Genomic DNA, 20,305 nt, shown 5'->3' with positions numbered 1-20,305 from the left:
TACCACATTTTTTAAATTTCTTCAGTCCAAATATCTGCACCTAATGATTCTAAAGTGCTCACAATATTAGTGTAGCCACGATAAATATGTTTTACATTGTAAATTGTGGTAACACCTTCTGCTAATAGACCAGCAACGATAAGAGATGCGCCTGCACGTAAGTCACTTGCATATACTTCTGCTCCTGTTAATTTAGATGGTTTAATAGTTGCTGTACCATCATCTGCATTGATATTGGCACCCATATTTTTTAGTTCATCAACGTGTCTAAAACGCGCTGGATATATAGTTTCAGTCACAAATGATACACCATCTGCCATAAATAATAGCGGCGTAATCGGTTGTTGTAAGTCTGTAGCAAATCCAGGATAAACTAAAGTTTTAATGTCAACGCTTGAATAAGGCGTACTACGTTTAATCTTAGCACTATCGTCGCCGACTTGAATATCAACACCTAATTCTTTTAACTTTACAGTTAATGGTTCAACATGTGTTGGGATAATATTATTAATTTGAATATCCTCACCACAAGCTGCAGCGATACACATATACGTTCCAGCTTCTATTCTATCTGGGATAACCTGATGATGAGAACCTTGAAGATGATCCACACCATTAATCTTAATCGTACTTGTACCTGCACCCTTAATATCAGCACCTAGACCAATTAAATATGTTGCTACGTCTACAACTTCTGGTTCTTTAGCTGCGTTTTCAATGACAGTATGACCTTCAGCTCGCACAGCTGCAAGCATAATATTAATTGTGGCACCAACACTCACAATATCTAAAAAGATATTTGCACCAGTTAATTTGTCAGCTTCAATTTTCATAGAAGTCTCACTAGATTCATCAATCTTCGCTCCTAAAGCTTTAAAACCTTTAATATGTTGATCAATCGGTCTTGGTCCTAATGGACAACCTCCAGGTAAACCAATGACACATTTTTTAAATCTACCTAACATTGCACCCATCATATAATAAGAGGCACGTAAAGACTCGACTTTATTATTAGGTAATGGTGCATTTTCAATGTCAGTAGGATCGACCTTTAATGTCATACCATCTAATTCTGTTTTAATATTTAAATCCCCTAATAGACTAACCAATGTTTCTACATCAGAAATTTCTGGAAGACCTTCAATTGTTACTTTATCTTCAGCCAGGATGGCTGCAGGTATAATTGCTACTGCACTGTTTTTAGCACCGTGGATGTCCACTTCACCTTTAAGTGTTTGTCCACCTCTAATTTTTATTACTTCTTGAGCCATTCGCTTGTTCTCCTTTGACTTGCAATCATTATTTGCATTATAAATTACTTTTTTCCAGTTTGCAAAGTACATCAGTCTACTAAAACTTTTTAAAATTAAAATTAAGTGATGCAAGTTACATATAAATTATTTACTATAGTTTTTATTTCCCATTATTTTATGTTTTAAATCATAATTATATATATTTTGTTTGAGATTTATGTAAATAGTTTGGCTTTAATAATAACCTCTTTACCAAACGATAGCAATTATAACATAAAAAAATGAGACTGGGACATAATTACATGTCTCAGCCTCATTTGTAATATAGATTAAATTATTTTGCTCGGTTAGATGTACCAAACTCTTTAATTTTACCAATAACCGTTGCTTTGATTGCTTCACGTGCTGGTCCTAAATATTTACGAGGATCATACACTTCTTTATCTTTGTCTAATGCTTCACGTACTGCTTTAGCAGAAGTGATTTGATTTTCTGTGTTAACGTTAATTTTTGCTGTGCCGAAAGGAATAGCTTTTTGGATATCTTTAGTTGGGATACCAGTACCGCCGTGTAATACTAACGGTAATCCTGTAGAAGCACCAATTTCTTCCATTTCTTTAAATCCTAATTTAGGTTCACCTTTATATGGTCCGTGTACTGAACCTAATGCTGGTGCTAATGTATCAATGCCTGTTCTTTCAACAAGTTCTTGACACTCTTTAGGATCTGCATAGATAACACCTTCAGCGATAATATCGTCTTCTTGTCCGCCTACAGTACCTAATTCAGCTTCAACTGATACGCCATGTTCATGCGCATATTCAACCACTTTTGAAGTGATTTCAACGTTGTCTTCAAATGAACCATGAGAAGCATCGATCATTACTGATGTAAATCCAGCATCAATCGCTTCTTTACATTTTTCAAAGCTTGAACCATGGTCTAAGTGGATTGCTACAGGAACAGTGATTTCTTTGTCGTGCATTAACCCTTCAACCATTTTAACTACAGTGTAGAAACCACCCATATAGCGAGCAGCACCTTCAGATACACCTAAAATAACTGGAGCGTTCTCTTCTTGTGAAGCTTCTAAGATAGCTTGTGTAAATTCTAAGTTATTTAAGTTGTATTGACCAACTGCATAACCATTTTCTTTTGCGTCTATTAACATTTCTTTCATTGAAACTAAAGGCATGAAAGTTCCTCCTTGGTGCTTAAAGCACATATTTTTACAATCTAATTATATCAAAATTAGAAAACTTTTGCATTATTCTAAACAATTGTAAGCGCTTTTAATTGTTTTTTCTTTTTAAAACCATAAAAATAGACGTTTTTCTGCTGATTTTTGTGAATTTGTTATAGTATACATCTTATTTTACAGTAATTATAAATATATAATTATGAAATCATTTAAAATAAATAATATGAATTTTGAACCATTTATAAAAACTTCAATTATTAATGCATAATGCTATTCAACAATTAAGTGATATAAAAAAGACGCATTGCTAACTATAACCTTTAATTACTTAGCTAACATGCGTCATTTTTATTTTATGTTTTTATTTAGCTTGTTTATTTTTTAAAGAAGCTTCAATAAATGCTTTGAAAATTGGTTGTGGACGGTTAGGTCTTGATAAAAATTCAGGATGGAATTGACAAGCTACAAAGAAGTCATTTTCAGGAATTTCTACCATTTCAATTAAGCGACCATCAGGGCTTGTACCTGAGAATACCATACCGTTTGCTTCTAACTGTTCTCTGTATTCATTGTTAAACTCATAACGATGACGATGTCTTTCTTCAATATTAGTTTCATTGTAAATTGAGTGTGCTAATGTATCCTCTTTAATATGACAAGGATAAAGTCCTAAACGTAATGTACCGCCTAGATCTTCAATATCTTTTTGTTCAGGTAGTAAATCAATAATTGGATAAGGCGTGTTTGGATCTAACTCTGCTGAGTGAGCACCTTCAAGGTTAAGTACATTTCTAGCAAATTCAACTGTTGCTAATTGCATACCTAGACAGATACCAAAGTACGGTACGTTATTTTCACGTGCATATTTAATCGCAGAAATTTTTCCTTCACTTGCACGGAAGCCAAATCCGCCGGGCACTAAAATACCATCTACATCTGATAATATTTCTGAGACATTTTCGTCTGTCACTTCACTAGAATCAATCCATCTTACTTCAATATCTTTTTTAAATGGATAACCTGCATGTTTTAATGATTCAACAACTGATAAATAAGCATCTTGAAGACTAACATATTTACCTACTAAGCCAATTGTCACTTTTCCATCTAAATTATTCACTGTATCTAGTAAATATTGCCATTCATCTAACTGTGTTTCGTATTTTGGATTTAACTCTAAACGATCAATCACGATGTTTTCCATATCTTGTTTGCTTAACTGTAAAGGAATTTCATATAGTGATTCAGCATCGCGACACTCTATTACACTTGCTTTGTCGATATCACAGAATAAAGCGATCTTATCTTTTAAATCTTGTGTTAATTCATATTCTGTACGAACCACAATCAAATCAGGCTGAATGCCTAAACCGCGTAATTCTTTTACACTATGTTGTGTTGGTTTCGTTTTCATTTCTCCAGCAGCTTTAATATACGGTAATAATGTACAGTGTACATACATTACATTTTCGCGACCTAAGTCACTGCGAATTTGTCTAATAGCTTCAATAAATGGTAATGATTCTATATCCCCTGTTGTTCCACCGATTTCAGTGATAACAACATCAGCATTTGTGCTTTCACCTGCTAAAAGTAAACGTTCTTTAATTTCATTTGTGATATGAGGGATAACTTGTACTGTTCCTCCTAAATAATCACCACGACGTTCTTTCTTCAATACGTGAGAATACACTTTACCAGCTGTAACATTAGAATATTTATTTAAGTTAATATCGATAAATCGTTCATAGTGTCCTAAGTCTAAGTCTGTCTCTGCACCATCATCTGTAACAAAAACTTCACCATGTTGATATGGACTCATCGTTCCAGGATCTACGTTTAAATATGGGTCGAATTTTTGGATTGTTACTTTTAACCCTCTATCTTTTAATAGTCTTCCTAAAGATGCTGCTGTGATACCTTTTCCTAATGAAGAAACAACTCCACCAGTTACAAAAATAAATTTTGTCATGTTCTGCCTCCTAGTTATTAAAACAGTTTTTTTCAATCAATACCGATATTGACATCGAATTTTTAAACTCAATTGCTTAATTTTTTTGTGTAATAGCGTGTTTTACATATTATAATTATCATTTATTATTTTCATATGTATAAATTGTTGCTCTATGCAACTACCAAATTTCAAAGAATTTATAAATTTTTTATAGTCATTTAAATAAAAAAATCGCTCCCTCTCACATCGTTGTAAGGGGGAGCGTATAATATTTATACACGTCGTCCTAATTAAAGGAGCCCGAATAAAATTTTATCATTTTCACGAGAAAAGTCAATTAAATCTCTAATAATTATTTTTTAGTTTCTTCTTCGGCCTCTTCGTCTTCTTCGTCATCATCATCGAAGTCCTCATCTTCTTCATCAATAACAATGCCTTCTTCTTCAACTTCGTCCTCTTTTGGCTCTTCGGGATCATTTAAAGTTTCTTGATCATCAGTTACAGCAGGGATGTCATCATCGTCATCAGCTTCATCTTCACCAAGTAATTTTAAATTTTTATCTTCTTCTGCATCATCATCCAAAATATCGAATTTTTGAATCGTTGGCGCAATTTTTTCTTCAATATCATCTACTGAATACCAATCGCGTAATCCCCAAATATTTTCTCCAACGTTTAAAAAACGACCGTCAGTATTTAAGTCTGTATAGAATTGTACAATTCTCTGTTCTACTTCATGGTCTTCATAATGTCCAAGTGCTTTAAATTCATCGATGATATCGTATAAATTCATAGTACTGTTTTTTTCATTTAATAGCGTATAGGCCATATCGATAAATGATTTCTCATCAACCATTTCTTTTGTATAATCTTGAATTCTCATTATTTATTCTTCCTTTCAAAGGCATTTATCCAAATCCGTACTAAGTTCATCTTAAGTAATAATAACAAATGTAAATTATAAATGACAATTCGTGATTTCGCAATCTCTATTAATAATTTATATGTTTTTCAAATACCTTAAAATCATCCGCAGACTCAATTTCAACAAAATTACTATTGATACATAACGGTTTTAATTCATTATTCTCACCATATAGCGTAATTGTCAATAGACTGACATCGTCAAAATGTTTTCTAATATATGTTGAAAGTTGTCTCAAAGCACTTTCCGCAATACCATGATGTCTTTCTGCTTTATTAACCTCTACAGAAGAAATATTCATACGTTGCTCATGTTTTTCTACTGCGATAAATCCTACTTTGTTCCCATCTTTATATAAATCAATAATATGAATATTGAAAGGCACATCTTCCGTATTTGGCTTTAACTTCAATGACGATACATGGTTTGAATCTAAGTCTAAATAATATAATCTTTCTTTCCCAAGTGGCCCTTCTTCTTTAGTTGCAGTATGCATAAACCCAGCACGTTCATAAACATTCCACGCACTTTCATTTTCTGCGTCAACAACTAAATATAAGTGATTGAAATCCGGAAATAAAGATTGTACATATTGTGGCAGATACATCATCATTTTAGTACCATAACCATAACCTTGAAAATTTTGGTTAACAGATAATGATCTAACATAAATCACTTGCTTTGGTGTATCGTAACCTTCATGTTGATAATACTGATGTAAAACGAAAAATCCTACAACTTCCCCTTTTTTATTCAATGCAATGTTTGCAATTCTATCTTTATCTTGCAATGCATCTTCCAATACTTCACTCGGTAAAGATGAATAAATTTGTTGGCGCTCGTTCAATTTAAAATTATAAAGTGCGTCTTTATATTTATCTTCATACACTTGAACTGTAATTCCTTCAAATTGTTTTTTAATAAACATATCTAATCCCCTATTTAAAACTTAGTAATTATTTATTAATACCACTTTCTAACTAATTATAACCTATATTAAACAGTTTAGTTTAAAAAGCAATTCATGAGCCAATTCACGCCAAATTGATCTTTAACTTGACCATGAATGGCATTGAAGAATGTTTTTTTAAGTGGCATATGAGGGTCACCTGATTGACTCAAAGCTTCATACACTTGTTGTTGCGCTTCTAAATCGTCAAAGGTCAAAATAATATTAGTATTATCATTACGGCATTCTTTTCCGTATGTACTTGATATGTGTAATATCACTGTTGTATTCATATGCAATTCTACATGTAGTCGTCGTCCATTCGTTTCGTTTAATATTTTTTCTTCTCCACCAAACGCATTTTTATAAAATTTTACCGCTTCATCAACGTCGTCTACTTTAATAAATGGGCTTAATTGCATCATGAAATAACGCTCCTTTTAATTTCATATTTGATTTTCCCCCATTTTATTATAATATTAGTTATAATGTAAATTTATTTGGGGGGAAATAGAGATGAAGATTGGCATTGATGCTGGTGGAACTCTAATTAAAATAGTTCAAGACAATAACGGGGAACGTGTATACACAACAAAATCAACAACTGAAATTGATGATGTTATCTCATGGTTAAATCAACAAGATTGTGAAAGCATTAGTTTAACCGGTGGACAAGCTGCAGTAATACAAGAACACTTGACTTGTCCTTCGCGTATTTTTGTCGAATTTGATGCAGCTGCAAAAGGTTTAGAAATACTTTTAGTAGAACAAGAGCACTTATTAGATGATTACATCTTCACTAACGTCGGTACTGGCACTTCATTACACTTTTCCGACGGTAAGCATCAACAACGTGTAGGTGGTGTTGGCGCTGGTGGCGGAATGATTCAAGGGCTTGGTTATTTATTAACTGGTATTAAAGATTATAAGCAATTAACTGATACAGCTCAAAACGGCAATAGAGAGATTATTGATTTGAAGGTTAAACATATTTATAAGGACAGCGAACCGCCGATTTCAGGTGACCTTACAGCGGCAAACTTTGGCCACGTCCTACATAATTTGGACGCTGATTTTACAGATGCTGATAAATTAGCCTCTGTTATAGGTGTTGTCGGGGAAGTTATTACTACAATGTCTATTACTGTTGCTAGAGAAAACAATACTGAAAATGTAGCTTATATTGGCTCATCTTTTCATAATAACGATCTATTAAAAAAAGTTGTTACAGATTATACAATACTTCGTGGATTTAAACCTTATTATATTGAACATGGTGCATTCTCTGGTGCATTAGGTGCAATTCATTTATAAATTTAAACATAAAAAAGCAGTTTCCTACTTGTTCAGTAGAAACTGCTTTTATTAGTAATTCAAAATATTTATGGTTCAAATTACTATTTATACTTTCAAAACAAACCATCATAATTACCATTATTCAAATAATATAAAAACAAAATACTAGCGTATTCAAACGCATTTAGAAATAATTAAAATGTAAGTTGATCAATCACTTTTTGAGCAGATACAACTGTGCCTACGACCCCAGATTTTAAGTCTATTGCTACAGCTTTATCATCATCTCGTAAATTATCCAACCATTCAGCGAATACTTCCCCTTCGATTTCGATAATTTCACATTCTTCAAAGTCTTCGTCCCTTACCTTTTCAGCTCTACTTTTAATGCTCCAAACAGGCATAATTTGTGGTCTTTGGTGTTCATCATCACTAATCAATATAAAATGTTTTTCTTTTTGATTAGATAAACCAAATACTGCATCCTCTTTAGAAACATCTTTCACAAATTCTTTCAAACGAATATTGTCTAAATCAGACATTAACTCATTTGTAATTTCTACAATATTAATCAATTCTCCATCTGTAGTACTAGTAGCATCAATGAGTACTTCTTCGCCTTCTTCAAATAAGTTATCCATTTCATATGTTACAAAACGGTCTATATCAATTTTCTTTATATGGGTGTAGTCAATATTAAGCTTCTTCAAAAAAGTTTCCGCCTTTGATTTTTCTGACCACGCACACACTACGTTTTTTCCCAATACTTCATGTCTAATTAATTCTTTTGATTTTGTAGCTACGTAAAAGACTTCATTGACTAAAATTTCTTGGAAAAATGAATTTTGTTTATAAGACATCATAGCACCTTCAATTCATTTATAATATTTACCTATACTTAAAATATAAATGACTCTTATACTCTAGTCAATTAACGTCTAATGCAATTCACTAGAGTTATTCATTATATTTGTGAATAGTTGTTCTAATTTGCTTCTAAATCTTTTAAAAATTGCTGCTCCATTTTTTCTACACTTGCTTTATTTTCCCCATGCCATATGCAACCAAACCTTGATTTAACAACTTCATTATCAAACCAATCTCCGTCATAATAAGATAACGGGAATAATACACCTTTATTAACATACTTCATAATTGTATTGAAAAATTTTGAATTATCTACTTGTGACAAATAACTATAAAATTTATGATAACCTTCTTGAAGAAACGGTTCTAGCAACAACATACTTGTTGAGCCATTTTGTCTAAAATTCAAATCTATCGCAAAAATGTCATCGTTGCTATCTACCAAAAGGTCAAAACCCGCTATTCCAAAATATCCATTCGACACACCGACCTCCATAATCTCTTTCCCTGCTTGAATTACAGCGTCAGGCACATCTTGTACATTTTCGTTTCCATTATAATGTCCATATTCATTGGTTAACTGTTCAGAAGTACCAATATAACGCACACCAGTATACTTTGAATATGCATATTGAACACAATAATTTGCAACTGCTTCTACTTTTTGTTCGATGATCATCGTATCAGTTTCGTTTTTAGCATTTTCAATGCGCAACTTTGCTTGTTCTAAATCAGCCTCATTATAACAAATCATCACACCATATCCACCCGCTGTTGGTAGGTCGTCTCCAGGTTTCAATACAAATGGATACTCCCATTTTGCTACTGCTTTTACAAAATCATCTATATCAACAACTTCTCTTGTAGGTAGATATTTATGGTTTGTCCATTCTGGTATGCGTGCTTTATTATTTAAAGCTACAAAAATATCCTTATCCAAGGCATAATACTTTTTATTCAAAATATCTTCACCATGAATGTATTGAAAGTAAACTTTTTTATAATCATGTGCCAAATCTTGTATCAATTGTTCATAGCTACTTTGATCTTCAAACTTAAGAATATTTGTTGGCATACCTTTACCAATTGCTTCAAATAGCATTTTTAATTTATCCGTTACGCTTGCTTCATGTACGATTACAGGCATCTCATTAGCAATAATCAGCTCTCTACCAGTCAAAAAATTAGATTGATGTACTTCGGGTTCTAACCAAGGATTTGATATATAAGATGGTCTAGAAGTATAAACAATATGTGAATCGTAAAGATCACTAAGTGTTAATGTAGGTCTTAGAGAGCTTTGATTTGTCATTTTTTGTGCCCCTTTGTATATTGATATTGTTCGATGATTTCTTCAAACAATGGCTTGTTTTCTATGAGTTCTTGCCCCATTAAAGCGAGGATTTTGGCACCTCTAATTAATGCTTGATCACCATGGGTACTACCTGCTGCTTCACGGAAACGATGTGTATGACCAACTAAATTTCGTGAACCAATTTTGATATGAGGATGAATTGTTGGTATACAATGACTGACATTACCAGTATCCGTGGAACCATATCCAAAATCATCATCTATAACTGCTTCACCCATTTCAGTGGCATATTTCGCAAATAAGTCATCTAATTTAGAAGTTTTAATAAATTCATTGACTCCATTTTGTATTGGTCCAAATTCAAAGTCACAATCTGTTTGTAGCGCTGCGCCTTTTGCTATCTGTCCAACACGTTCAGTCAAAACATCTAGCTCTTTTCGAGACGTAGCCCTCGTATAAAAACGTGCATGTGTAAAATCAGGTATAATATTCGCTGCTTTACCACCATCCAGTATCACACCATGCACACGTTGGCGGCTTTTGATGTGTTGTCTTAATTGCGCTACCCCATTGAAATAAGAAATCATCGCATCTAAAGCATTTCTTGCTTCATCTGCATTTTCAGATGCATGTGTACTTTTACCATAAAATTTTATATCTAAAACATCGACTGCTAATGTATCTATCGTTCGATATGTCTCATTCCCAGGATGGACCATGAGCGCAATGTCCAACTCATCTATAACACCTGCTTTAACATAAGTCGCTTTAGCACTGCCGTTTTCACCGCCTTCTTCTGCTGGACAACCTAAGACGATAATTTTACCACCAATCTTATCAATCACTTGTTTCAAAGCAACACCCGCTAGTACACTGGCAGTGCCAATAATATTGTGACCACAAGCATGTCCTAAGCCTGGCAAAGCATCATATTCTGCTAAAAATCCAATTGTCGGCCCTTCTATACCTGAGTCGTATCGTGCAATAAATCCTGTTGCATGACCTGCTATATCGGTTTCTACTTCAAAATCATGCGCTATTAAATCTTCAATCAAAGTTCTCGAAGCAAAAATCTCTTCATTTCCTAATTCTGGTCTTTGATGTATCTGATGACTCATTTCTAAGTATTTATGATTTTCATTTTCTATATAATCTAAAATAATTTGTTTTTTCTCCATCGTTTGCACTCTACCTCCTGAATTACCAAAACACTATCAACTTCCAAACGCTATGCATTAAGTAATTTTATAGATAACACCACATATCATGCTAAATATTTATATCGTGTTTAATTATTATTTATTCTATCGGGTTTGTCGTCTTCTGTCATTCCTTTTCTGAATTTTAAAATAAATTAGTATTTACCGCTTTATATTTATACCCGTTTCAGAAATTGTAAATACATTGCGGTCTTGTTACAATTAACTTAATTATAATATTAGGAGGATATGACATGCCAAAAATGAACGTTGAAAGCTTCAATTTAGATCATACGATAGTATCTGCACCATTTGTCAGACTAGCTGGTAAAATGGAAGGCGCTAACGGTGATGTTATTCATAAATATGATATCCGTTTCAAACAACCGAACAAAGAGCATATGGATATGCCTGGTTTACACTCCCTAGAACATTTGATGGCCGAGAATATCAGAAACCATTCAGATAAAGTAGTTGATATTAGCCCAATGGGTTGTCAAACTGGCTTCTATGTTTCATTCATTAACCATGATGATTATGAAGATGTCTTAAACATCATCGAACAGACAATCAATGATGTATTAAACGCTACAGAAGTACCTGCTTGTAACGAAGTACAATGTGGCTGGGCAGCAAGTCACTCTCTTGAAGGCGCTAAAGAAATTGCACAAACTTTCTTAGATCAAAAATCAGTATGGCAAGATGTATACGGAGAAAACAAATAATCATACTATCCTATAATTAACTTAAGATAACTGTGAGTTCATTTATTCCAAACTTAATTATGTTGCATAAAAAAGTGGCTGTTAGAGTTCCAATAAGGATACTAACAGCCACTTTCTTTATTTAACCTATCATAGCTTACTAATCATTTTTATCATGATAAATTGTAATGGTAAACGGCCATACAAAGCCCATTTAGGTAATTGTTTACCAGCTAGCGGTAAATTTTTACGTGCCATATAAATATTAGCTGGGAATACAGCCCATAAAAAAGCATTTATCGTTTTTTTCAAACATGTTGAAGGCTGCTTGATTAATAATAATAAACCAAACACGATTTCAAACACACCTGTGATTAAAACTGCAGCTTTTCTAAATGGTAAATATTCAGGTACAATATTTCTAAAATTTTCTTCATCTTTAAAATGAAGCACGCCAGCTACGCTAAAACCAATGCCAAATAAAATTCTAATTATTTTCTTCATTACTCAATGCCCATTTCTTTTAAATAGCTTCTTCCGTACTCTGGTAATTTCACATTAAAATTATCAGCAATCGTTGCACCTAGCGAACTAAATGTAGTATCTACCGATAATTCATGATATTCAGCAATTTTCGGACTAAACATTAAAACTGGGATATACTCTCTTGTATGATCTGTACCTTCAGCAGTAGGATCATTACCATGATCAGCAGTGATAATGACTAAATCATCTTCTTGTAAATGCTCCATAAGTTCAGGTAAACGCTCATCAAAATCTTTAATCGCTTGTGCATAACCTGCTTTATCACGACGATGTCCGTATAAGGCATCAAAATCCACAAGATTTAAAAAGCTTAGTCCATTAAAATCACGTTGTACTGTTTCTATTAATTTGTCCATACCGTCCATATTATCTTTTGTACGAACCGCTTCAGTCACACCTTCACCATCGAAAATGTCATTTATTTTTCCTAAAGCAATAACATCATAGCCGCCGTCTTGTAATTCATTCATAACTGTTCTACCAAAAGGTTTTAAAGCATAGTCGTGTCTATTAGATGTTCTTGTAAAGGAACCTGGTTCACCAAGATAAGGTCTGGCAATAATTCTACCAATTAAATATTTTGGATCTTTAGTCAATTCTCTTACTTTTTCACAGATATCATAAAGTTCTTCTAATGGAATAATATCCTCATGTGCTGCAATTTGGAGTACTGGATCAGCTGAAGTGTAGACAATTAAGTCTCCAGTCTTCATTTGATGTTCTCCCCATTCATCTATAATTTGCGTTCCAGAAGCAGGACGATTAGCCACTACTTTGCGACCTGTTATAGACTCAATTTCATCTATCAATTCTTTAGGGAAACCTTCAGGATATACTTTAAAAGGTTGCATGATATTTAAGCCCATAATCTCCCAATGACCTGTCATGGTATCTTTACCTACTGAAGCTTCACTCATTTTAGTGTAAAATGCTTGTGGTTTTGCTTCTTTTTCAATTACAGGTAATGGTTCAATATTACCTAAACCTAACTTTTGAAGATTAGGTAATGACTGATTAAAATCTTCTAATGTGTGTTTTAATGTATGACTGCCTTCATCGTTAAAAGCTTTTGCATCAGGACCTTCCCCTATGCCTACTGAGTCCATCACAATTAAGTGTACTCGTTTAAATGGTGTAGTCATTGTCTCAACTCCTATTCAGTAATAATTTTATGGATCAATGTTGGTTCTGCACCTTGTTCACTTACTGTGATACTTTGGTTCAATTTCTCTATTACATCATCAACGTTTTCGCGATTACTGTGTATTGTTAATAGTGGTTCGCCTTCATCGACTCTGTCTCCTACTTTTTTATGCAGTACAAGACCAACACTTAAATCGATATCATCATCTTTTGTTTGTCTACCTGCGCCTAACATCATCGAGGCAACACCCATTTCATTCGCAACAATTTCAGTCACGAAACCTGATGATTTTGCTGGCAATTCTATTTGGTATTTAGCTTGTGGTAATTTTGATACGTCGTCTACTACTGAGCCATCTCCATCTTGATTCTCTAAAAATGTTCTGAAACTTTCTAAAGCAGAACCATCTTGTATTGCTGTTTCTAATAATGCACGTGCTTCTTCTAAATCTTTTGCTTTGCCGCCCACTACAACCATTTGTGAACCTAAAGTCATTACAAGTTCGGTTAAGTCTTCAGGACCTTTACCTTGTAATGTTTCAATTGCTTCTTTTACTTCTAAGGCATTACCTATAGCGTGTCCTAAAGGTTGACCCATATCTGAAATAATAGCCATTGTATTTCTACCTACATTATTACCGATGCTTACCATAGCATGTGCTAAAGCTTCAGCATCTTCAAGCGTCTTCATAAATGCGCCATTACCTGTCTTAACATCAAGTACAATTGCATCAGCACCTGCTGCAATTTTTTTACTCATAATTGATGAAGCGATAAGTGGAATAGAATTGACGGTACCAGTAACATCACGAAGACCATATAATTTTTTATCTGCTGGTGTTAAGTTACCAGTTTGTCCAATGACAGCAACTTTTGCTTCATTAACTAACTTAACGAATTTTTCTTCACTGATTTCAACATGGAAACCTTCAACTGATTCTAATTTATCAATCGTTCCGCCTGTATGGCCTAGTCCTCTCCCGCTCATTTTAGCTACAGGTACACCTACAGCTGCAACTAAAGGTGCAAGTACTAATGTAGTTGTATCTCCAACTCCACCAGTAGAATGCTTATCCACTTTAGTACCGTGAATATCTGATAAATCAATAACATCACCTGAATTAACCATTGCCATAGTTAACGCAGCTCTCTCTTCATCATTCATATCTTGAAAGAATACAGCCATCGCTAAACTAGAAGCTTGATAATCCGGTATATCACCATTTGTATAACCAGTTATAAAAAATTCAATTTCCTCTTTTGTAAGTACTTGTCCGTCACGCTTTTTTTCAATAATATCTACCATTCTCATATGAGTTGGCCTCCCCTGTTTGTCTATCATGCAAACTTAATAATATATCCCTTTTTTGCATATTAACTATTCTAGTAGTCAGAATCGCTTTCTAAGCCTTGAATAATTTGAACGCCTGCACTCGCACCAATACGTGTTGCACCAGCTTCAAGCATCTTGTTGAAATCTTCAAGGTTTCTCACGCCACCAGAAGCTTTCACTTCTAAGTCATCTCCAACAGTATCTTTCATTAATTTCACGTCTTCTGGCGTTGCACCGCCACCAGCAAAGCCTGTTGACGTTTTAACGAAGTTAGCGCCTGCTGCTTTACTTAGTTCACTTGCTTTAACTTTTTCTTCGTCTGTTAATAGACATGTTTCAATAATTACTTTAACTGTTTTACCATTCGCAGCACCGACAACGCCTTCAATGTCTTTTTGTACGTCTTCATAACGTCCATCTTTTAATGCACCAACATTGATAACCATATCAAGTTCTGAAGCACCATTTTTCACAGCGTCTTCAACTTCAAACATTTTCGTTTCTGTAGTAGACGCGCCTAAAGGGAATCCTATTACAGTACAAACTAATACTTCTGTATCTTTAAGTTTTTCAGCTGCATATTTTACATGTGTAGGATTAAGACACACTGATTTAAAATTGAATGCTCTAGCTTCCTCGATAATTTTGTCGATTTGAGCTCTAGTCGACTCCGGTTTAAGCAATGTATGATCTATATATTTTGCATAATTCATATTAAATCCTCCTAATTTTTGTTTACAATAAACATTCATTTCACTTATTATTATAAAGCAAAATTGAATATATATCTTTATAAACACTCTCTTATTAGCTATATTACAAAAATTCGCAAAAATAATAAACAAATGTTATCTTTAAATTGATAAAAGAACATAAAGGAGAAGATGATTATGACAAAATCTACACCTCATATTCAACCCAATGGAACTAAAATTGCAAAAACAGTATTAATGCCGGGAGATCCGCTTCGAGCAAAATACATAGCTGACAACTATTTAGAAAACGTTGAACAATTCAACGAAGTTAGAAATATGTTTGGATATACTGGTACTTATAACGGGAAAGAAGTATCAGTAATGGGATCAGGCATGGGCGTACCTAGTATTGGAATTTATTCTTATGAGCTTTATAATTTCTTTGATGTTGAAACAATTATCCGTATTGGATCTTGTGGTGCATTACAAGAAAACGTTAACCTTTACGATATAATTATTGCTCAAGGCGCTTCTACAAACTCTAGTTATGTAGAACAATATAATATTCCAGGTCATTACGCACCATTAGCTGATTTCGATTTAGTTTTAAAAGCAAAACAAAAAGCAGATGAAATTGGGGCAACTACACATGTAGGGAACATATTATCGTCTGATACATTCTATAATGCTGATCCAACGTTTAATGAAAGATGGCAACGTATGGGCATCTTAGGTATAGAAATGGAATCTGCTGCATTATATTTAAATGCAACTTACGCTGGTAAAAAAGCGTTAGGTATATTTACAGTGAGTGATCATATATTACGCGATGAAGCAACTACAGCTGAAGAACGTCAAAATTCTTTCACACAAATGATGGAAGTCGCACTCGAAATGGCTGAGTAATTGATATTTCAAATCATTATTTAAATAAAACAGGTCCTCCAAAACATACGTTGTTTTGGAGGACCTGTTTTTTAATGAAAAAATTTATGGGACATAAAAAGTTCGAATAGATAATAAATAGATTCACTGTGATAGTAATTATATGCATAGCCTTTATATAAATGTACAGATTTTTTAAATAGAAAAAGAGCGAAAAAAATCAAAATTTGATTTCTTATTTCCGCTCTCATTATACTGACTGGATACAGATACAGACAGCTACTATGCAATCCACTAAAAACAACAGATTACTGCTTTTAATCTGAGATTAGGCTAGTTATACACTAGCCTATTGCTCAATCAAAATATAATATTCATATATGTGACTGAATTCTCTTATTTACCTAAATAAGATTTTAACATCCAGTTATGTTTGTCTATATTTGTTTTCATACCGATGAACATATCTTCTGTTACATCATCTTCAGCAGCTGAAGCCACTTCAATTGCTTCTTCTAATTGTTTTGTAATATTTTCAAAGTCTTTAGATAGTTCTTCTACCATTTCTTCAGCTTTATAGCCTTTACCAGCTTCATCAATGATTGCAAGGTCTAAACTTTCTTTTAATGTTGCAACTGGATTTCCACCTGCTGCTAAAATACGTTCAGCTAAGTCATCGATATATTGACTTGCTTCATCATACAATTCTTCAAATTTAGTGTGTAGTGAGAAGAAATTAGGTCCTTTTACATACCAATGAAAATTGTGTAATTTAGTAAATGCTACTGTCCAGTTTGCTACTTGTTCATTTAATACTTTTACTACGTCTTTATTACTGTTTGTCATGCTAAAATCTCTCCTTTAAGTTTAATTATCATTACAAAATGACTACTCGAGTTCTTGATTACATTTATTATTATATAATAATAATTACAATCTGTAAAGTAATTTCGCTACCTAAATTAGAATTATTTTAATCTAGGACATCATTTCATAACCTTACTATATTATACCCAAATTAAGGGGGATTAATCTAGTTCTTTTCTGTATGGCATTGCACCTTGAGCACCTAATCCAGTTACAGAAAAACTACCTGCTAAATTAGCAAAATCAACAGCTTCTTCTAAAGGTTTATTTTCAATTAGTGCAACAGCTAAAGCACCATTGAATGTGTCACCAGCACCTGTAGTATCAACAACTTTCTTTGTATATCCTTTGACAAGTTGTTGAGAATCATTATAAAACATAGCCCCTGCTGCGCCTTTAGTTACAATAAGCTTACGCGGATATGCTTTCAGTGCTTCATCTACTCCGTTTTCAAATAGTAGTTCACTTTCTGATTCATTTGGCGTAATCCAAGTCACTTTATCTATGATGTCTTCGTCAATATGACGATATGGTGCTGGGTTTAATATTATTTTCATATCATGCTTCACAGCATAGTCTGTCACTTCTTTAATCGTTTGTTCTGGTATTTCATGTTGCATCAAAATAATATCTCCTGCACCAAAGTGTTCGAGTTTTGGCAACACTTTTTCAGGCGTTACATGATTATTAGCAGCAGGCACAACGATGATTCGATTATCATCTTCAAACAGTGTAATATGCGCTGTTCCAGAAGTTTCATTTTCAATTTTGTCCATAAAACTTGTATCTACATTGTTTTGTTCTAAGTTTTGAATAATCTGTTTACCATTATCATCATCACCTACAGCGCCTATCATGTAGACCTTATTACTCAAACGTGCTGCTGCAACAGCCTGATTAGCACCTTTGCCACCTGTAGTTGTAAAAAATGAATTACCCATAACTGTCTCACCTGCTTGCGGTAACACGTCTGTTTTCACTACTAAATCAATTGATGAACTACCTATTACAACAATGTTCTCCATATTTGCTTCCTCCGTCTATTCAATCAATAAAAAATGATTGCTCATAAGCATTAGGCTGATGCCAATGCGTTTTCCACATTTTATCTCTATTATCAGCAAACAATTGATATCCTAAATCTCTAAGTGGTTTAGGCGTCAAATGTAGCAATATACCGATCCATTTATAATTTGTCAGTGTTGTGATTAGTGTTGTGATTGCATCAGATTTATATTCGAAATGATTCCCTTCTTGCAATATAACACTGTCATATTGTTTCGCTTCAGGATAATTTTCAAATAAATTTTGTGCTGTTTCACCTTGTAATTCAGCAAATTGATAACGTCTTGATAAACCATTTTGTATTAACCAAATTGCATAATTATAGCAATATACACAATTGGCATCATAATATATTATTGGCATATACTTCACCCCTAACAGTAAAATAATTTATTGTCACTTCATAAGTGAATATGATTTCTCCACACTATTATTATATCCTAAAATTATAAAATTAAATCATTATATCACTCGTTCTACAATTTGATTGTCATTTATACTCTAATTATAACCGATGTGGACATTTTAAACTAAATTGGACTAACACTTAAAAACTCCAAGCATTTTAAAAGAGCACCAATCCATTAATCAAACGTAATGAATTGATGCTTCTATTTTAAGCTATGGGCACGCCCATCACTTTTGTTATATTATTTACTTTAAATACACTATGAGTTAAAGATAGATTAATCTTGATTTACTTTCACGATTCTTGTGTATTTCAAAAATTGCTCAGTATATTTTTGCTTAATTTCATTTAAGTCATCATATGTGATACCCACAATATGCCAATTTGGATTAAAATGATAAAATGAATCTTTTTTTCTAGACCATTTAACCATACTACCGTCTCTATTATAGCGTGGTAATGTTATTTCATAACCTTCTAGCACATTGATATATGTTTGGAAGATATCTGGATCAATGCGATTAAAGTTATCTATAACAAGATAGCTTTTATCTGTACGTGGCATAAGATTCGTTATGAATCCTTCTCTATAGTACAGTGCACCTGTTTCATTTGGTAAATATTTACCATACAACATATCTTCGGAAAAGTCAGGATGACCAGAAGTTATAACTGGTTTCGCATTCGTTTTTTGTAATAAATCTTCAGCTGCCTTTAAGCCTTCTCCTTTATCAACTACGAGTAAGATAAACGGCTTTAAATCTTCAGTATGTTCATCAATCATCTGACCACTTTTAACAGTTTCAAATTGTGATTTCATACCATCATTTTCACTTATTTCACGAATCGCATCAAATTGTGTTTTTGACATGCTAGCAATAGCTTGCTTTGCGTTTTCTTGAAGATAATATAAGTTTTTTAATTTAGGATGTTTGTTTAACGTACCCAATGAGACAGGGTCAATTTCTTTTTCAAAATAGACCTCAATTGCAGTACTGTTTGTTCTTCCAGGTATAGGTGCTTTTTCATGTATATGCTTGCTGACTTCTCCTACGCCAATGACGGACTGATCTCTATTTTTATTATAAAAAATAAGTTGATCACCTATTTCAAGTTGCGTGTAAAAATGATAACCATTTCGTTTAATTCCGTTATATGTGTGCGTATATATTGTATTGTATGATTCAGGTTCAAACTCTTGTTCTTCAGATATAAAAAAGTATCGAGGAATTTTGGTTTCTCCTTTACCTAAACTAACAATTAACTCAAATTCATCTTGTGTCATTTGATTAAATAAAGTTTCTTTCATATTTCTCATTCTAAATTCTAATTGTTCGCTTCTTTTCAAATAATCCGCAGTTAATGGTTTAAGCTGTTCTTGTAATTGAAAATGAACACGAATTTTATTTTGAGCACCTGTTTGTACACTTGTAATTTCACCAAAACCTAATAAACCAGTATCCATCTGTACTTGATAAAAGATAACACGGTCTCCTACTTTAGCTTGTTTAAATGATCGGAAACCTTGTGAAGGATTAAATTGTGCACCTGATTCAAATAATGTCGTTTGACCTACTAATAGTTCATTATGGTTCCAACGATTATATCCGCAGTTTAACCAAAAATAACTTGTTTCCTCTGCCATTTAGATACTCCTTATCTCATATAAAAATTCTATCTTACCTATTATATGCAAAAA

The 20,305-nt window shown here is 33.2% G+C and carries 20 protein-coding genes; 3 read left to right on the top strand and 17 right to left on the bottom strand.

Going from position 1 to position 20,305, the window contains the following annotated elements:
* Positions 1-11 precede the first annotated feature (11 nt).
* The 6 genes from AAA453_RS05695 to AAA453_RS05670 form a co-directional block, all read right to left on the bottom strand.
* Entirely contained in the window at positions 12-1,271 is a 1,260-nt protein-coding gene (locus tag AAA453_RS05695; RefSeq protein ID WP_427706825.1) for a UDP-N-acetylglucosamine 1-carboxyvinyltransferase, read from the bottom strand.
* A gap of 316 nt (positions 1,272-1,587) precedes the next feature.
* Positions 1,588-2,448: a class IIb fructose-bisphosphate aldolase FdaB gene (gene fdaB / locus AAA453_RS05690; protein WP_046466150.1), complete on the bottom strand. Its 861-nt coding sequence runs from the start codon at positions 2,446-2,448 to the stop codon at positions 1,588-1,590.
* Between the two features lie 367 nt (positions 2,449-2,815).
* A complete protein-coding gene (locus AAA453_RS05685) occupies positions 2,816-4,426 on the bottom strand; it encodes a CTP synthase (RefSeq protein ID WP_427706824.1) in 1,611 nt (536 codons plus the stop codon).
* A gap of 334 nt (positions 4,427-4,760) precedes the next feature.
* Positions 4,761-5,291 (bottom strand): DNA-directed RNA polymerase subunit delta, encoded by a 531-nt coding sequence (gene rpoE, locus AAA453_RS05680; RefSeq protein ID WP_427706822.1) that lies wholly within the window; start codon positions 5,289-5,291, stop codon positions 4,761-4,763.
* Between the two features lie 109 nt (positions 5,292-5,400).
* Complete coding sequence (locus AAA453_RS05675; protein WP_046466153.1) at positions 5,401-6,261, bottom strand: GNAT family N-acetyltransferase; 861 nt, start codon at positions 6,259-6,261, stop codon at positions 5,401-5,403.
* A gap of 77 nt (positions 6,262-6,338) precedes the next feature.
* Positions 6,339-6,707 (bottom strand): VOC family protein, encoded by a 369-nt coding sequence (locus AAA453_RS05670; protein WP_427706819.1) that lies wholly within the window; start codon positions 6,705-6,707, stop codon positions 6,339-6,341.
* 91 nt (positions 6,708-6,798) lie between these two features.
* On the opposite strand from AAA453_RS05670, the gene coaW reads away from it, so the two are divergent.
* Positions 6,799-7,596 carry a type II pantothenate kinase gene (coaW, locus tag AAA453_RS05665; protein ID WP_427706817.1) on the top strand — a complete coding sequence of 266 codons (798 nt, stop codon included), beginning with the start codon at positions 6,799-6,801 and terminating at the stop codon, positions 7,594-7,596.
* A gap of 176 nt (positions 7,597-7,772) precedes the next feature.
* On the opposite strand, the gene AAA453_RS05660 is transcribed toward coaW, so the two are convergent.
* The 3 genes from AAA453_RS05660 to AAA453_RS05650 all read right to left on the bottom strand — a co-directional run bounded on the left by AAA453_RS05660 (position 7,773) and on the right by AAA453_RS05650 (position 10,938).
* A complete protein-coding gene (locus AAA453_RS05660; protein ID WP_427706815.1) occupies positions 7,773-8,438 on the bottom strand; it encodes a DUF2750 domain-containing protein in 666 nt (221 codons plus the stop codon).
* Between the two features lie 125 nt (positions 8,439-8,563).
* The gene (gene ldmS / locus AAA453_RS05655; protein ID WP_427706813.1) at positions 8,564-9,757 is read right to left on the bottom strand and encodes an L-aspartate--L-methionine ligase LdmS; all 1,194 of its coding nucleotides are present in this window, start codon (positions 9,755-9,757) and stop codon (positions 8,564-8,566) included.
* The gene (locus AAA453_RS05650) at positions 9,754-10,938 is read right to left on the bottom strand and encodes a M20 family metallopeptidase (RefSeq protein WP_427706811.1); all 1,185 of its coding nucleotides are present in this window, start codon (positions 10,936-10,938) and stop codon (positions 9,754-9,756) included. The genes ldmS and AAA453_RS05650 overlap by 4 nt, the downstream gene beginning before the upstream one ends.
* A 275-nt stretch (positions 10,939-11,213) precedes the next feature.
* On the opposite strand from AAA453_RS05650, the gene AAA453_RS05645 reads away from it, so the two are divergent.
* A complete protein-coding gene (locus tag AAA453_RS05645) occupies positions 11,214-11,684 on the top strand; it encodes an S-ribosylhomocysteine lyase (RefSeq protein WP_427706809.1) in 471 nt (156 codons plus the stop codon).
* Between the two features lie 129 nt (positions 11,685-11,813).
* Here the strand turns inward: AAA453_RS05645 and AAA453_RS05640 are convergent, their stop codons facing one another.
* The 4 genes from AAA453_RS05640 to deoC all read right to left on the bottom strand — a co-directional run bounded on the left by AAA453_RS05640 (position 11,814) and on the right by deoC (position 15,398).
* Positions 11,814-12,167, bottom strand: coding sequence for a DoxX family protein (locus AAA453_RS05640; RefSeq protein ID WP_002507049.1), 354 nt, complete (start codon positions 12,165-12,167; stop codon positions 11,814-11,816).
* A complete protein-coding gene (deoB, locus tag AAA453_RS05635) occupies positions 12,167-13,351 on the bottom strand; it encodes a phosphopentomutase (protein ID WP_427706807.1) in 1,185 nt (394 codons plus the stop codon). The genes AAA453_RS05640 and deoB overlap by 1 nt, the downstream gene beginning before the upstream one ends.
* 11 nt (positions 13,352-13,362) lie before the next feature.
* Positions 13,363-14,664, bottom strand: a complete 1,302-nt coding sequence (locus AAA453_RS05630; protein ID WP_285324277.1) for a pyrimidine-nucleoside phosphorylase — start codon at positions 14,662-14,664, stop codon at positions 13,363-13,365.
* Positions 14,665-14,735: 71 nt separating this feature from the next.
* Positions 14,736-15,398, bottom strand: a complete 663-nt coding sequence (gene deoC, locus AAA453_RS05625; RefSeq protein WP_427706805.1) for a deoxyribose-phosphate aldolase — start codon at positions 15,396-15,398, stop codon at positions 14,736-14,738.
* 177 nt (positions 15,399-15,575) lie between these two features.
* Here deoC and deoD point away from each other — a divergent pair, with 177 nt between their 5' ends.
* Entirely contained in the window at positions 15,576-16,286 is a 711-nt protein-coding gene (deoD, locus tag AAA453_RS05620) for a purine-nucleoside phosphorylase (RefSeq protein ID WP_002507045.1), read from the top strand.
* Positions 16,287-16,661: 375 nt separating this feature from the next.
* Here the strand turns inward: deoD and AAA453_RS05615 are convergent, their stop codons facing one another.
* From AAA453_RS05615 to AAA453_RS05600, 4 genes are all read right to left on the bottom strand, one after another.
* Positions 16,662-17,111 carry a Dps family protein gene (locus AAA453_RS05615; protein WP_046466163.1) on the bottom strand — a complete coding sequence of 150 codons (450 nt, stop codon included), beginning with the start codon at positions 17,109-17,111 and terminating at the stop codon, positions 16,662-16,664.
* Positions 17,112-17,293: 182 nt separating this feature from the next.
* Complete coding sequence (gene rbsK / locus AAA453_RS05610; protein ID WP_427706803.1) at positions 17,294-18,157, bottom strand: ribokinase; 864 nt, start codon at positions 18,155-18,157, stop codon at positions 17,294-17,296.
* A 19-nt stretch (positions 18,158-18,176) separates the two neighbouring features.
* Positions 18,177-18,560, bottom strand: coding sequence for a thiol-disulfide oxidoreductase DCC family protein (locus AAA453_RS05605; RefSeq protein WP_427706802.1), 384 nt, complete (start codon positions 18,558-18,560; stop codon positions 18,177-18,179).
* 323 nt (positions 18,561-18,883) lie between these two features.
* Complete coding sequence (locus tag AAA453_RS05600) at positions 18,884-20,251, bottom strand: EVE domain-containing protein (protein ID WP_046466166.1); 1,368 nt, start codon at positions 20,249-20,251, stop codon at positions 18,884-18,886.
* Positions 20,252-20,305 lie beyond the last annotated feature (54 nt).

Origin of the sequence: Staphylococcus parequorum (genome assembly GCF_039237145.1) — a bacterium.
In the GTDB taxonomy this organism is placed as follows: domain Bacteria; phylum Bacillota; class Bacilli; order Staphylococcales; family Staphylococcaceae; genus Staphylococcus; species Staphylococcus equorum_A.
This window is presented reverse-complemented; position numbering and strand designations above follow the sequence as displayed.

Bases quoted from the DNA above. Each gene is read 5' to 3' on its own strand.
- fdaB (WP_046466150.1), bottom strand. From the start codon at position 2,448: ATGCCTTTAGTTTCAATGAAAGAAATGTTAATAGACGCAAAAGAAAAT.
- AAA453_RS05675 (WP_046466153.1), bottom strand. From the start codon at position 6,261: ATGTTTATTAAAAAACAATTTGAAGGAATTACAGTTCAAGTGTATGAA.
- AAA453_RS05645 (WP_427706809.1), top strand. From the start codon at position 11,214: ATGCCAAAAATGAACGTTGAAAGCTTCAATTTAGATCATACGATAGTA.
- deoB (WP_427706807.1), bottom strand. From the start codon at position 13,351: ATGACTACACCATTTAAACGAGTACACTTAATTGTGATGGACTCAGTA.
- AAA453_RS05695 (WP_427706825.1), bottom strand. From the start codon at position 1,271: ATGGCTCAAGAAGTAATAAAAATTAGAGGTGGACAAACACTTAAAGGT.
- deoD (WP_002507045.1), top strand. From the start codon at position 15,576: ATGACAAAATCTACACCTCATATTCAACCCAATGGAACTAAAATTGCA.
- AAA453_RS05670 (WP_427706819.1), bottom strand. From the start codon at position 6,707: ATGATGCAATTAAGCCCATTTATTAAAGTAGACGACGTTGATGAAGCG.
- ldmS (WP_427706813.1), bottom strand. From the start codon at position 9,757: ATGACAAATCAAAGCTCTCTAAGACCTACATTAACACTTAGTGATCTT.
- AAA453_RS05650 (WP_427706811.1), bottom strand. From the start codon at position 10,938: ATGGAGAAAAAACAAATTATTTTAGATTATATAGAAAATGAAAATCAT.
- AAA453_RS05640 (WP_002507049.1), bottom strand. From the start codon at position 12,167: ATGAAGAAAATAATTAGAATTTTATTTGGCATTGGTTTTAGCGTAGCT.
- deoC (WP_427706805.1), bottom strand. From the start codon at position 15,398: ATGAATTATGCAAAATATATAGATCATACATTGCTTAAACCGGAGTCG.
- AAA453_RS05630 (WP_285324277.1), bottom strand. From the start codon at position 14,664: ATGAGAATGGTAGATATTATTGAAAAAAAGCGTGACGGACAAGTACTT.
- rpoE (WP_427706822.1), bottom strand. From the start codon at position 5,291: ATGAGAATTCAAGATTATACAAAAGAAATGGTTGATGAGAAATCATTT.
- coaW (WP_427706817.1), top strand. From the start codon at position 6,799: ATGAAGATTGGCATTGATGCTGGTGGAACTCTAATTAAAATAGTTCAA.
- AAA453_RS05600 (WP_046466166.1), bottom strand. From the start codon at position 20,251: ATGGCAGAGGAAACAAGTTATTTTTGGTTAAACTGCGGATATAATCGT.
- AAA453_RS05685 (WP_427706824.1), bottom strand. From the start codon at position 4,426: ATGACAAAATTTATTTTTGTAACTGGTGGAGTTGTTTCTTCATTAGGA.
- AAA453_RS05605 (WP_427706802.1), bottom strand. From the start codon at position 18,560: ATGCCAATAATATATTATGATGCCAATTGTGTATATTGCTATAATTAT.
- AAA453_RS05615 (WP_046466163.1), bottom strand. From the start codon at position 17,111: ATGACAAACAGTAATAAAGACGTAGTAAAAGTATTAAATGAACAAGTA.
- AAA453_RS05660 (WP_427706815.1), bottom strand. From the start codon at position 8,438: ATGTCTTATAAACAAAATTCATTTTTCCAAGAAATTTTAGTCAATGAA.
- rbsK (WP_427706803.1), bottom strand. From the start codon at position 18,157: ATGGAGAACATTGTTGTAATAGGTAGTTCATCAATTGATTTAGTAGTG.